The sequence below is a fragment of the Paenibacillus sp. NPDC057886 genome (genome assembly GCF_042796655.1).
GTDB lineage: Bacteria > Bacillota > Bacilli > Paenibacillales > Paenibacillaceae > Paenibacillus.
The window spans coordinates 567,070-580,350 of sequence record NZ_JBHVMZ010000004.1 but is presented as its reverse complement, the minus strand read 5'-3'; the positions used below and the strand labels follow the sequence as shown (position 1 = coordinate 580,350).

Annotated in this window: 13 protein-coding genes; 9 read left to right on the top strand and 4 right to left on the bottom strand. The window is 43.8% G+C overall.

What is annotated here, in order from left to right; all coding sequences use genetic code 11:
• Nucleotides 1-83: 83 nt before the first annotated feature.
• The 3 genes from spo0A (at nucleotide 84) to ACFVQB_RS16915 (ending at nucleotide 2,684) form a co-directional block, all read left to right on the top strand.
• Nucleotides 84-899, top strand: a complete 816-nt coding sequence (gene spo0A, locus ACFVQB_RS16925) for a sporulation transcription factor Spo0A (RefSeq protein ID WP_076291888.1) — start codon at nucleotides 84-86, stop codon at nucleotides 897-899.
• 387 nt (nucleotides 900-1,286) lie between these two features.
• A complete protein-coding gene (locus tag ACFVQB_RS16920) occupies nucleotides 1,287-1,688 on the top strand; it encodes an EAL domain-containing protein (protein ID WP_379441166.1) in 402 nt (133 codons plus the stop codon).
• Nucleotides 1,689-1,877: 189 nt separating this feature from the next.
• Entirely contained in the window at nucleotides 1,878-2,684 is an 807-nt protein-coding gene (locus ACFVQB_RS16915) for a GGDEF domain-containing protein (RefSeq protein ID WP_379441163.1), read from the top strand.
• A 117-nt stretch (nucleotides 2,685-2,801) separates the two neighbouring features.
• Here ACFVQB_RS16915 and ACFVQB_RS16910 read toward each other — a convergent pair whose 3' ends face one another.
• The gene (locus tag ACFVQB_RS16910; RefSeq protein ID WP_379441161.1) at nucleotides 2,802-3,611 is read right to left on the bottom strand and encodes a hypothetical protein; all 810 of its coding nucleotides are present in this window, start codon (nucleotides 3,609-3,611) and stop codon (nucleotides 2,802-2,804) included.
• Between the two features lie 195 nt (nucleotides 3,612-3,806).
• On the opposite strand from ACFVQB_RS16910, the gene ACFVQB_RS16905 reads away from it, so the two are divergent.
• The 5 genes from ACFVQB_RS16905 (at nucleotide 3,807) to ACFVQB_RS16885 (ending at nucleotide 11,011) form a co-directional block, all read left to right on the top strand.
• Nucleotides 3,807-5,762, top strand: a complete 1,956-nt coding sequence (locus ACFVQB_RS16905; RefSeq protein WP_379441158.1) for an ABC transporter substrate-binding protein — start codon at nucleotides 3,807-3,809, stop codon at nucleotides 5,760-5,762.
• Between the two features lie 187 nt (nucleotides 5,763-5,949).
• The gene (locus ACFVQB_RS16900; RefSeq protein WP_379441155.1) at nucleotides 5,950-7,929 is read left to right on the top strand and encodes a helix-turn-helix domain-containing protein; all 1,980 of its coding nucleotides are present in this window, start codon (nucleotides 5,950-5,952) and stop codon (nucleotides 7,927-7,929) included.
• A 157-nt stretch (nucleotides 7,930-8,086) separates the two neighbouring features.
• The gene (locus tag ACFVQB_RS16895) at nucleotides 8,087-9,124 is read left to right on the top strand and encodes an NAD(P)/FAD-dependent oxidoreductase (RefSeq protein ID WP_379441153.1); all 1,038 of its coding nucleotides are present in this window, start codon (nucleotides 8,087-8,089) and stop codon (nucleotides 9,122-9,124) included.
• Nucleotides 9,125-9,351: 227 nt separating this feature from the next.
• Nucleotides 9,352-9,996, top strand: a complete 645-nt coding sequence (locus tag ACFVQB_RS16890; RefSeq protein ID WP_379441150.1) for a hypothetical protein — start codon at nucleotides 9,352-9,354, stop codon at nucleotides 9,994-9,996.
• 538 nt (nucleotides 9,997-10,534) lie between these two features.
• The gene (locus ACFVQB_RS16885; RefSeq protein ID WP_024630975.1) at nucleotides 10,535-11,011 is read left to right on the top strand and encodes a hypothetical protein; all 477 of its coding nucleotides are present in this window, start codon (nucleotides 10,535-10,537) and stop codon (nucleotides 11,009-11,011) included.
• Between the two features lie 222 nt (nucleotides 11,012-11,233).
• Here the strand turns inward: ACFVQB_RS16885 and ACFVQB_RS16880 are convergent, their stop codons facing one another.
• Nucleotides 11,234-11,827, bottom strand: coding sequence for a thymidine kinase (locus ACFVQB_RS16880; protein WP_379441146.1), 594 nt, complete (start codon nucleotides 11,825-11,827; stop codon nucleotides 11,234-11,236).
• 184 nt (nucleotides 11,828-12,011) lie between these two features.
• Here ACFVQB_RS16880 and ACFVQB_RS16875 point away from each other — a divergent pair, with 184 nt between their 5' ends.
• Nucleotides 12,012-12,224 carry a hypothetical protein gene (locus ACFVQB_RS16875; RefSeq protein WP_379441143.1) on the top strand — a complete coding sequence of 71 codons (213 nt, stop codon included), beginning with the start codon at nucleotides 12,012-12,014 and terminating at the stop codon, nucleotides 12,222-12,224.
• 8 nt (nucleotides 12,225-12,232) lie between these two features.
• Here ACFVQB_RS16875 and ACFVQB_RS16870 read toward each other — a convergent pair whose 3' ends face one another.
• Together ACFVQB_RS16870 and ACFVQB_RS16865 are read right to left on the bottom strand one after the other, a co-directional pair.
• The gene (locus ACFVQB_RS16870) at nucleotides 12,233-12,580 is read right to left on the bottom strand and encodes a potassium channel family protein (protein ID WP_379441140.1); all 348 of its coding nucleotides are present in this window, start codon (nucleotides 12,578-12,580) and stop codon (nucleotides 12,233-12,235) included.
• A gap of 186 nt (nucleotides 12,581-12,766) precedes the next feature.
• A complete protein-coding gene (locus ACFVQB_RS16865; RefSeq protein WP_379441137.1) occupies nucleotides 12,767-13,090 on the bottom strand; it encodes a DUF2627 domain-containing protein in 324 nt (107 codons plus the stop codon).
• Nucleotides 13,091-13,281 lie beyond the last annotated feature (191 nt).

Below are 13,281 nucleotides of genomic sequence, written 5' to 3'. Positions count from 1 at the left end.
GAAGGAATTTCCTCCCCTGTGTCGAAAATTTAACCTGTAAGGAAATGTACGAAACGATGTTTAAATTAAAGGAGGATACCGTTTTGCAAAAAATTGAGGTATTGCTGGCCGATGATAATCGTGAATTTACGAATTTGCTTGCCGAATATATATCTGAACAGGAAGATATGGAAGTAACCGGAATTGCTTACAATGGAGAAGAAGTGCTGCAGTTGCTGGAGCAGACTCGCGATGTACCGGATGTTCTCATTCTGGATATTATTATGCCTCACCTGGATGGACTGGGTGTACTGGAGCGTCTGCGCAACCTGAATCTGTCTCCACAGCCCAAAGTCATTATGCTTACGGCTTTCGGACAAGAGAATATCACGCAGCGTGCCGTGCAACTCGGAGCTTCTTATTACATCCTGAAACCGTTTGACATGGAAGTGCTCGCGAATCGTGTACGTCAACTGGTTGGCACGCAAACCACGATCTCCACAGGTGGTGGCGGCGGTTCATCGATGTTTATGAACAAGTCCAACGTCGTGCCGATGGGTAAACACAAAAATTTGGATGCGAGCATTACGTCCATCATACATGAAATCGGCGTTCCTGCGCATATTAAAGGATATCAGTATCTACGCGAAGCCATCACCATGGTGTATAACAATATCGAAATTTTGGGAGCCATCACCAAAACCCTGTATCCAGCGATTGCCGAAAAGTTCAAAACAACGCCGTCTCGCGTCGAACGAGCTATCCGTCATGCTATTGAAGTGGCTTGGACACGTGGCAACATCGACAGCATCAGCCACCTGTTTGGCTATACGATCAACATCAGCAAGTCGAAACCGACTAATTCGGAATTCATCGCGATGGTTGCTGACAAGCTTAGAATTGAGCATAAGGTGTCCTGAAAGGATCAGGAATAGTAATTCATTTGAAACAAATAAATTGAACTTATTTACACATAAGCGAACACCACGTTTTTATTGAGTCTTTCAAGACCAATAGAAAACGTGGTGTTTTTTTCAATAATATGAAATTCATTAAAGAAATCGAAGCATGCTTAAGTTACAGGCAATTCACCGGACTGCAAAAAATTATGCGTAATAGAATGCTTACCAGCCAATCTTGAATCTGCAGAGCGGGCGATGTCTTGGTTACGAAATATTAAACCGTCCTCCCATATCCAATCTTGTTCCAAATGCAGAATCTTTTTATCAATTCATTGGTCATACGGATCAGGTCTTCACGTTTGAACGCTTCTGTCGTGAGATTTCGATTGAAAGATTCAGAGCCTAGTGGTCTTCGAGCTAACCGAGAAACAGGCAGTTCAGGACTATGTAGAGTTCGAACGCATTCTCTCGAATTATCGCTCACAGGGCTTTCGAATTGCCATTGATGATGCGGGTTCCGGATACAGCAGTCTCAAGGCGATTGTAAGTCTAAAACCGGATTTTATTAAATTGGACAGGGCACTGATTAGCCGAGTGGACACACATCCGGATCAGCAGCACATTTTAAGGATCCTTAAACAATTTGCTGTCGACTCGGGGACCAGTATCATCGCGGAAGGTATCGAGCGTTACGAGGAAATTCAATTTTTGCGACGTGAAGGTATCGAATACGGTCAGGGTTACGCACTTGGAAGGCCTGACACAGTATTAAGGCCATCTCCCTTAACTTTTCCTAGAGGTGATTAAAGATTTAAAAAGCAGGTGGTATGGCTATGTATAGAGGAGGCGAATGGTATATTTACGCAAATAGGTGAGATAGCCGATACGATTCCTGTAGTAGCGCCTGAAACAAAATGTGATATCGTCTATCATCTTTTTAAATCAAACCCCAATCTGGAAGGTGTGGCGGTTATGGGCGAACAAGGGGTGTCATTAATGATGCGAGCTCGTTTCTTCCAGCAGATTGGTACACAGTACGGCTATAATTTGTATATGGGACGCCCTGTGGAACTGGTTATGAACGCCCGGGCACTGGTCGTCGATTACGCTGAACAGATTACGGATGTAAGCGTTCTGGCTATGAATCGATCTGAAGAAGAGTTATACGATCTAGTGCTTATAACAGCTGAAGGTGCTTTGTATGGAGCAGTTAGTATCCGACGTCTACTGCTTGCTGTTGCGGATGTTCGAGCCGAGATGGCCATTTTTATGAATCCCTTGACAGGTCTTCCAGGTAACCGAATTATAGATGAACGATTGTATCAGTTACTGCAGCTTGATGATTTTAGTGTTCTATACATAGATTTGGATCACTTTAAATCCTACAATGATAGCTATGGGTTCAAAATGGGGGATCAGCTTATTCAAGCCACTGCTAACCTGCTCCGGAAGCTTTTTGTTTTTCCAGAGGCTTTTCTTGGCCATATCGGTGGAGACGATTTTATTGCGATATTAAATCATCATGACTTTAGATATCTCTGTGAAGAGGTGATAACAGGTTTGAAGCAGATCAAGCGAATGTTTTACAATCAGAATGACATGGATAATCAATATGTTTTGGGCGAAGGGCGTTCTGGGTTGAACCGACCCATACCGCTCATATCGGTGTCGATCGCAGTGGTCACAAACCGTAGACGACAGTATGAAAACATTGATCAAATCGTGTGTGAGGCGACCCGAATTAAAAAAGTCTGCAAATCGGTGAATGGTAGCATTATTTGTGGTAATGAGGAAGCCGTATAACCATAACTGTGGGAAGATTCATTAGGTACGGAAAAAGACCTTTATTTATCAGGTAGAAGTGACCCTGTAAATAAAGGTTTTTTATTGGGAAATAGTTATCCATCAATATGTAATCTATTAAACTCGAATGTCGAGCGATGTATAGGAAGGTGCAGGGGATGCATTTGATTGCGTCTCTTGAATTTTTCCTGGGTCTTTATCATTCTGCATACCATTGGCAACCTTAGATTTGTTTTCAGCCTTATTTTCTTTATTCACTTCCTGATCTTCATCTGCATGAGATGGTGGAGTAGAATGGGTAGCTTCTGTTGGTACCGGTTGGTTGATTTCTTTTAATTTTTCCCCGATAGACTGATCAACTTTACGGATTTGAGAGTCAATCTCTTGGACCATTTCACGCTTCATTTGAAAAACAGTTTGTTCTGCGTTCTCCAGCATCATCGACTTGCCCATGTCATTTCCTGCGTCATTATCGAGAACGATCCGGTCGAAGCGGGTTTCTCCTTCTAGTGTTTGAATGGACCCGTGCATGCGATCACGCAAGCCGACCAGTTTGCCTAACTGATCATAAGTCTGGCTATGTTTGATTAGATGCCCCATTGCCGGAGCCTGATTTTCGTCAGTGAGCTCAGAGGGTTGAGGCTGTTGTTGTTTGGGTTGCTCAGACTGTTTCAGTTTATTTTTTTCTTGAATCTCGTCGCTTTTGATTTGAGCGATTTGATTATCGACCTGTTGGATGAAACTCGTTATAGATTTAACTCGTTCCGCCTTAATTTTGGAGTCCAACTGATCATTGGATTTGACAGATTGCAGTTCTTCATTAAGCCTGATTTTTTGTTTCATAAGTCCCTGAATTTCCTTATCTCTGCTGGAGACTTGGCTCCCGGACGTGAAGCTGTTTTTGGAGGCAGGTGAAATTGAATTCATGGTCTTTTCCCCTTCTTCGTTATATCGTGGATCTACTTACATATATCGGATGTTACGAGAAGCAAATGAAGATATGCTGGCTAATACGTTGACTTTCACTTGTGTGTTGCTTACTTGCTAATAATAATTGATAATGGTTATCAATGAGTGAAGGACTGTGTAGTCAATCTATTTAGACGGAGTTGGGTTAAAGGAATGTGGAATAATTATTACATACTCTGGAACTATGCTGCTGTGAGTATTGCGGATATACGTTATATGGAGTTAGGTCCATGTGAGGAGCTAACATATAAATTTCCTGCGAGCACGTTTGTGTTCACCATTCAGGGTAAAGCCTATGTGACCATAAACGACCAGAAGCATGAAGTGAGTCGTTTTTATGTTCTCCATGGTGGAAAGGGGAGCGTGCTGCATATTGAAGCGGAACAATCCGGATTGAACCTGTTTTACCTTATGTACAGAGCAAGCTTGCCAAGTGGAGGAAGAACCGATTTGGGTAACATGATGGAGCACATGAATCCATTTCAGTTAACCTATGGTTTTGGCCCCAAGTCACCAGTTGTACTTTATGAGCAAGTGAAACAGATACACGCTTTATGGAATCAAAAGCACCCCATACATCATTTTCAGGCAAAAAGTTTGTTTTTTCCTTTCGTACAGCAAGTATCAGCACAAATTCCTCATGCTGCAACTCGCTATTCCATGACGAATCAAGTCAGCGAAGTCATCGAAATTGTGGAATCCTCTTATGCTGAGCCGTTAACGTTGCGTGTTTTGGCAGAGAAGGTCGGCAGCAGTCCTAGAAGTTTGTCCCGCAAGTTCAAACAGGCTACGGGTTATAGTCCAATCGACTATTTGATTCAGTTCCGTTTGTTCAAGGCCAAGGAGATGCTGTTGCATACCGACGCTACATTGGATGAGATTGCAGCAGGCATCGGTTATCCAGACGGATATTATCTGGGACGTATGTTCAAAAAACATACAGGCGTTTCTCCGCTTAAGTTCAAGGAAAAAACATCTGAACCCTTAAAATGGCCTGATTTGACATCGACCTTGGCGCGAAATGACATTTCCAGAGGAAGAGCTGGAAGGTATGTTTATAACGATGATGATAATCATTATCAATATAAACACGGAGGGTCATTGTACATGAATAGACAGGCAACGGGAATGCTGCTTAGTATTTTATTAAGTCTCACTTTACTGCTGAGTGCCTGCTCGACAGGGGCAGTTAGTAATTCTGGGGGAGAAACAGCAGGGAGCAAAGGGACTTCGAGTGCCACCAGCACAGTAACGGCAGATAGCCAATCGAGCACTTCCGAGCCTCGGATCATCTCGACGGTCAAGGGAGATATCACGGTCCCGGCTGAACCCAAACGAATTGTGGTTGATTTATATTTGGGAAGCCTAATCGCTTTGGGAATCAAACCAGTTGGTACACCGGAAATGAATCTGAAGAATCCCTATTTTATCAAGTCACTTGAGGGCGTAGAAAATATTGGTGAATACGAAACCATTTCTCTTGAAAAGGTGTTGGAACTTCAACCAGACCTGATTGTCACAGGTGATCCTGATTTGTTTGATTCTTTTAGCAAAATTGCGCCTACACTTGTTGTTCCTTATGGAGAGTTAAAAAATACCCATGAAGAGATCGCTTATTTCGGTAAAGCGTTGAACAAAGAAAAAGAGGCTGAGTCATGGTTAGCCGATTACGACGGACGAATTGCGGACGCCAAGAAGCGTGTAAGTGAAGCAATCGATGCAGATGCAGAAGTATCAGTTATGCAATTTTACGATAAAGCACCTTTAGCCTTTGGTGATAATTTTGGGCGTGGAGGTCAGGCTGTGTACAGTGCTCTCGGATTGAATCCTCCGGCAGACAAAACAGAGATATTAATGAAAGATCAGCTTGTTGAAGTCTCGTCCGAATCCATACCCGAATTTGCCGGTGATTATATTATTCTTACGGCAGACAACCTGACTGTAGAGGAATTGAAATCCAAGCCAGTATGGAGTTCGCTTGATGCCGTCAAGAATGATCGTGTGTTTATCTGGAGTCCGGATCGTTCATGGTACTTTGACCCGATTGCAACCTTGGATCAGACCGAGGAATTGGCAGCTTGGTTCACGAAGACAGCGGATCAAAAGTAAATCTTTCGGAGCATTGGTTGGTGAAATTGAATCCCGGTCAAAATACAGTTGATAATGAAAATTATTATCATCTATAATGAAGAAATACTAGTGAACCACTATAACGCTTCGGTTAGAGGGTGGTTTGCAGAATAAAGACCTGTACAAGGTCTTTGTTCCTTGTGAGACTGGGATTGGAGAGTAATCGATGCAATTAAATGAACAGATGAAATGCTGGAATCACGCGGCTGTTAAAATTCTGGATATACGCCGGATCGTCGTGGAGACAGGGCAGATACAGGGGGCCTATTTGCTTCCGGCAAACGCTTTTATATACAGTATTCGGGGTGCAGCTCAACTTAAACTGGATGGGAAAACATACGAAGCACAGCGATTCTGTATCCTGCATGGTGGTAAAGGATCATCACTGGATATTCGGGTGAGCGAAAAGTTTGAATATTATTTGCTGTTCTACAGGGCGTTTCTTGCGTTCCCAACTCATCGTAAAACATGGCGGTTGTCACAAGCTTCTCAGGTTGCTCCGTTTTCTTTGCAATATGGATTTACGCCGAGTAATCCTCTTGCTTTATTACGCTATCTTGGTGAGCTGGAGAAAGCGTGGGATCAGGCAAGCAGCCTGGACTTGCTTCAAGTGAAAAGTTTGTTCTACCAATTTATTCATGAGCTGTTGTTTCAATTGGCAGAGCAGGAGGTCAGAACCGTGCTTCCAGACCCTATTGAACAAACACTTCGCTACATACAGGAACATTATAGGGAACAGGTGACTCTGGATTTTCTGGCTGAACAATTCAACTACAGCTCCCGTCATTTATCTATGCAATTTAAACGAAAGACTGGACACAGTCCGATTGATTATCTCATTCAAACGAGACTGATCAAGGCCCGGAATCTGCTTATGCGATCCGATGCCACCCTACGCGAAATCGCGGCAGAAGTGGGGTACGCGGATGTGTATTATTTCAGCCGTATTTTCAAAAAACATGTAGGCCTTTCTCCCACGCTCTACCAACGGAAAATAAGAGACCAGAGCCTGGCAGAGGATCGTCCATTACAATGCTCCGAATCGTCCATTGGCTGGAGATGGAAGCGAGGATATATTGATTATGAGAATCATTATCAATATATAGACGGAGGGTCTACATCAATGAAAAGAAGAAAAACAAGCTCCAGCATGATTTTGGTTGCACTTTTAAGCATCACAATGCTTTTATCGGCATGCTCTGCTGGCTCTGCAACAACCACAGCTACGGGGGAAGGCACGAATACGAACTCATCTACGAGCACGGCCGTATCTTCATCATCAGATTCAGGTAGCCAAACGAACAATGAAAATGGAACACGCACGGTTTCCACGGTTAAAGGTGATGTTGTTGTCCCGGCAAATCCTAAACGGGTTGTAGTGCTTTATCTTCAAGGAGATGTTGTAGCGCTTGGGATTAAGCCTATTGCGACGTCTGACGTATACGATGGAGCTGCATATAAGAATGAGCTTGAAGGTGTAAATTCACTGGGCACCTGGTTTGAACCAAATCCTGAGGCTGTCATTGATCTGGACCCAGATTTGATCATTGTTCCTTCAGAAGAGACTTACACGCTATTAAAAGATATTGCACCAACTGTGTATGTCCCATATGAAAAAATGACAACAGAAGAAAGACTTCATAGTATAGCTAGCATTTTCGGCAAAGAGCAGGAAGCCGACGTTTTAATCGACAATCTCAACAGCAAAGTCGAAGAGAGCAAGAAAACACTTGCTGATGCAGGCATACTGGACAAAACGGTTTCCATCGTCGAGGGTGGGCTGAAAGAGATGGTCATTGTAGAAAGTAAGCAATTCGGCCGAGGATCTCAGGCTTTATACGAGTATTTGGAAATGAGAGCACCTGAAGCGGTCCAGAAAAAAATTGACGTAGTATCCGATGCGGCAGGTTCGACCTTGTCCATGGAAGTTCTTCCTGAATATATGGGAGACTACGTGTTTCGTTCGGTATATGAAGGGGCAGATAACCTTAACGATAATCCAATCTGGAATAGCATACCCGCTATCAAAGAAGGCCGTTTAATCGAGATTGACTTTGATTTCTTCTATTACTCGGATATCTATTCCATCAACAAGCAAATCGATTTCGTTGTCGAGCATTTACTGGCAGCTCCCAAAGTAAAGTAATCAACAAATAAAAAAAAGATGGTAGTTTTGTATAAGAAATGTTTGAATTTTAGCCATTGTAATTTGATAAGTTTCCCATTAGACTAGGAAAAGAGTGATAATGAGAATCGATATCAAATAGTCGAGCGCTTTGGATCGAACTGATGGAGGTAACGAAATGGATCAGCATTTGGAATTATATGATGTAACAATTATCGGCGGGGGACCTGCCGGCATGTATTCTGCATTTTACAGCGGGATGCGTGATATGAAGACCAAGTTGATTGAGGCGCGGGATAAATTGGGTGGTCGCATGCTCTTTTATCCAGAGAAAATGATCTGGGACGTTGGCGGCGTCACCCCGATTCTGTGTGAAAATCTGATTAAGCAGCTGGAAGAACAGGCGAGAACGTTTGAGCCAACGATTGTGTTTGAACAGCAAATTGAAGGATTCGAGCGTCAGCCTGATGGCACGATTCTGCTGACATCGAATACAGGAGAACAACACTGGACACGTACCGTCATATTGGCGATCGGGTATGGTATATATAAAATGGCCAAGCTGGAGCTTGAAGGCGCTGACCGTTATGAGGTTACCAATCTTCACTATACAGTACAGGAGCTGGAACCTTTCCGCGGCAAGCGGGTATTGATCTCCGGTGGAGGCGACTCCGCTGTGGATTGGGCTAATGAGCTTGAAGCACTGGCAGAGCAAGTGACGGTTGTGCATCGTCGTGACCGCTTTGGCGGATTGGAGCGCAATGTACTGCGGATGAGAGAATCCTCAGTGGATATTCGTACACCATACGCCGTTGATACGCTGCATAGTCAAAGTGGTGAAATCATCGAACAGGTCACGATATCCCATGTTGAGACAGGTGAAAGCGAAGTTCTTGATGTGGATGCGATTATCGTCAACCACGGCATGAAGAGTGATTTTGGCCCGATCCGGGATTGGGGACTTGATCTTGGTGAATGGCATGTCAGCACAACAGAGAAGCTGCAAACGAATATTCCAGGCGTCTTCGCCGCAGGAGACTTTGTAGATTATGGAAGTAAACTCTATCTGATTGCTGGTACATTTACGGATGCAGCGCTCGCGGTAAACAGTGCAAAACTGTATATGGACCCTGAGGCGGAGAAAGTTGCCTATGTGTCTTCCCATAACAGCCGTTTTAAGGAGAAAAATAAAGCACTTGGTGTTGTGGAAGAATAGAATCTCTTCATAATAAGTTCAACTCCAATAGTTCAAATTCAACGAAGTAGTTCTGGCTGATGCCGGAACTGCTTTTTTTCAGTTTCCATTTCGGTATGAACCTCCTCGAATTACACAACATAGAACAGGCACCGGAATTGAACATGCATCATCAACTGTCTATAATGAGCCTTAGAAGTGAGTAAAAACATCAAAAAACGTCAAACAGATAGAGTGGAGTGCAGAATATGAAAAAAGAATTTCAACGTATGTCCACATTCATTCATCGCTGGTTCAAAGGCTCTGAGAAAAAACGGTTCAAATGGTCTGAAGTCTATCTTGCTGTTGCTGGAAAAATGCACCGACTACTGGTGGAAGGCAGGCGCGTACGTTCAGCGGCCAGAAGACTGCATCAGGATTTGCCTATTATCGCTCTAGGCCAGATGAAGCTGGAGCCGGGAGATATTTTATATACACCAAGTTCGGAATCGACTTATTACGCCGGGCACATGGGGATTATTGGACTCGACGGTAAAGTGTATCACGTACACCCTTATGGGCCTGTGTTTGCCGATTCCCTGGATTGGTACATCACCCGCTTTTATGAGGGAGATCGTTTCATAGTATTTCGTTCCCGTTTGAATCAGGCTGGCGTGAAGGCAGCGCAGTGGGTACAGGATCATTATAAGCAAGTGAAATTCTATCGATTGCAGACGAATCTGCGCAGTATTGAACGGAACTATTGTTCCAAATTTATATACCAGGCGTACCAATTTACGTCTGGACTTGACCTGTGGAGTCGCAAGTTTGTGAAGCTGAATCAGGGATATATCTATCCGTTTCGAATTGAGCGCTCACCCGCGCTGGAGGTGCTTGGAACGTTTTATAAATAAACACGTTATAACCGACATAAGTTCCTTTATTTCACAAGAGGTAGGGGCAGGTTCTGTCGGTTTTTTTGTATGTGTAGAGATTAAAAACAGGAAAAAGACTCAAAACGTCGAATAGATTATGAGATAGGCATGCACAACTTGGAATCGTATACATAACCAATGCAGGATCAATTTTTGCCCAAGCATAAGCAATTCACTCCTTAGAAGGCAAACAAGGAAGAGAGAGAAAGAGATGAAATGGCTGAACTTTGTGCGCAGGTTCAAATCAAACTCAAATGTAGTAAACCTATCCGATTACACTCCCAGGAAGGAAAGGAGGCACCATTGTTCCATTTGTAGCAAAAAAGTGAAGTCCATTGTGCATTATGCGACTTCCCAGGGAAATGTTTCAGGTGTATGCAGTTCTTGTAAATCAGTGGCGGAACATCGAGGAATGTTACCCATTTAATAAGGAAGAGATACGCTCAGGAAATAACATTGCTTTGATTTATGAGCGTTTTTGTAGTACATTAGCAAATGTATTCGAAGGAGGATTCTAATGTACTCAGGTAGACAAGACGATACTTTATACATCATGACCTACACCTTAAACAGCGGTATCAAGGGTACGGTTCCACTGTCAAATAAGCAGATTATTGAGTGGCTGGATTGCTACAGAAATGAGAAGCGCTTCGTGACCGAAATCGGCAAGGAGTTTTTTGGATTGAATGCAGGATTGGTAGCAGATTTCAAAGTTCAGAATCATTTATCGGATTATCAGCAGACGATTATGCCTACACAGCAGCAGGATAACATGGAACGCTTGTCCAGCGCATATAAATCAACCGAGTTATTAATGAAGATTGATTGCAAATGTGGCACGGCATATGTTACGGAATCTCCATATAAGCGCACCAAATGGTACTGCACCAAGTGCAAAGAGATCGTATTTTTGGATGCCAAAAAAGGAATGGTAGAAACGTCGCGTGGCGACGCTTACTACATGACCAACAAATATTTTGTTTCCCGGGACTAGCGGGAGATGACGAATGGGAAGCATCGCTGTCAAGCGGTGCTTTTTTGTGTGCACAGAAAGAGCTAACGACCGATATAAGAAGAGGTATATTAAGGGTATGCTGGTAAAAGGGAGCTATAATAAAAAAAGCCCTCAGGGGCTTTTTTTGAAATCTCAGGAAACCTGTAGCAGCAGATACCGCCGATCAGAACCTATAGATTAATCATTGAAAGCTGAATCAGCTCAGCATTCAACTTTGTGAGGAGGAATGAAGCAGCAGCGACAGCGCGGCTCGTAAGCTTCTGAATCGCCAATCATGACGACAGGTCCGAGCGTGACAGGCTCTCCATTAACGATACGCTGGGTAAAAGCCGCATCCGGGCTTCCGCATACGGCACAGAATGCTGACAGTTTCTCAATGTCATCCGCCATAGCGAGCAAACCGCCTACATATCCAAATTCCTTGCCACGGTAATCCATATTTAGTCCATCCACAATGACGTGTTTGCCACAGTAGGCTAGCTCGGAGACCAGTTCCATGATGGCACTGCTGAAAAATTGTACTTCATCAAATGCAACAACATCAGCATCTTTGGTCTGAGTAAGGATCATCTCTACGGATTCCGGGGTCAATTGCCGGGGAATGGAATGGGCAGGCAGACGATAGCCGATACGGCTAACAATCTCGTCTTGAGCAAACCGATCATCTTCGGCAGGTTTGTAGGCAACGACCTTTTTACGGCCAAATTGAATTAATTTCTGACAACGGCGAATAAGTTCACCGGATTTTTCACTAAACATAGGTCCTGTAATTATGGTAATTCGTCCTGTTTGCACAGTTCTGCTACTCCTCTCACATACGGGATTCAACAAAAAAAAGCGACCATTACAGAGTACCACAAAATCTTTAGTAAGAGCCAGAACTAATCTGAGCAGCTTTGTGTTACTATATGGATTGTTAAGCTGTTGGTTACGGCAGTGCAGTGCATGAACCAGGAGCGATTGAAAAGAGGTGTTAACGATGAGTGAAGCATTATCCGAAATACAAGAGCGATATGAACGTTTGATAGGGCAGTCAGTCCTTGACGAAGCTGCGCAGGCGTTGTTTGCAGATTTGTTCGCTGAAGCGGAGCGGCTGCAAGCCAGTAATCTGACGCTCCGCAGAACGATTCTGAAGTCCTCTTCCAAAGAGTCGCGCATGTCTACCAAGCTGCGGGATGCATTATACGAATAACCCGGAGACTACTCCGGGTTCTCTTCTGTCTGCAATTTGCGTGGAAATAGAATACCTGCTGTAATTCTGGCAATCATGGCGAAGGTGAGGCCGATACCTGCGAACATATAGATGACCGTAAATGCCTTGCCGAATCCGGTCGATGGTACAAAATCCGGGTGTCCCACCGTGGTTAGAGTTACTGCGCAGAAGTAGAGGGCATCAATCCAGTGCAGCCCTTCAACACGGGTATAAAATAACGTGCCCGAGAGAAGTGTCGCCGCAGTCAGTACAAACAAAACCAGGAACTTCTGATCCTTGAAGGCATGAAAAATGCCTTTAAGCAATCTTTTTAGCGTAAGGATAAACGAGACCATGTTGATCCATCCTGTCTATGGAAGAGTGGGCACTGTGCATATTCAAGATGCTAACTATGAATTTATGCAAAATACGTGTTTGAATAAATAAGCATTATACCTGATCGAGTACCGTATATAAAGGCAGATGTAAGGTTCGGATGTTGAAATGATGCGGAGCCAGAAAAAATGACAAAAAGCCCGGACTCAGGAAGTCGTACCGGGCGTCTCTGCTTTGTCGGCTGAGGGTGCGCTTTTTGAACGAAAACGGGGTCCTACATAATTACGCTTCCGGTCACGGAACAGAATCCAGCCTCCCAGAAAACTCATGCCTGCGGCGAACAGGACAAGTCCTCCACTAAAGGAGAGCCATTGAAAACCTGGTGAGATCTGCTCGTTCCCATGCTCGGCATAATACAGGAAAAGGGCGTCTTTCATCATTAGAAACCCCTTCATTGCCATTAATCCGGGAATGACCAGAACAATAATCGCCACAAATCGTGCAAAGATCAGTCTAGTATTCATTACCATTAAACTCCTTCTGCCTGAGGTTGACGTAAAATAAAGGTTGCGCTTACAGGTCATACCTGATTCCATCATAGCTTGGTTTCCAGAAGCTGTCCATGCGTTTCAGGGTCAAATTTTGAGTTGACTGCTCAAGGGGAGTACAATGGAATATAGATAACGTCTATGAAAAAGAGAATCATTCGAATCATCATCTT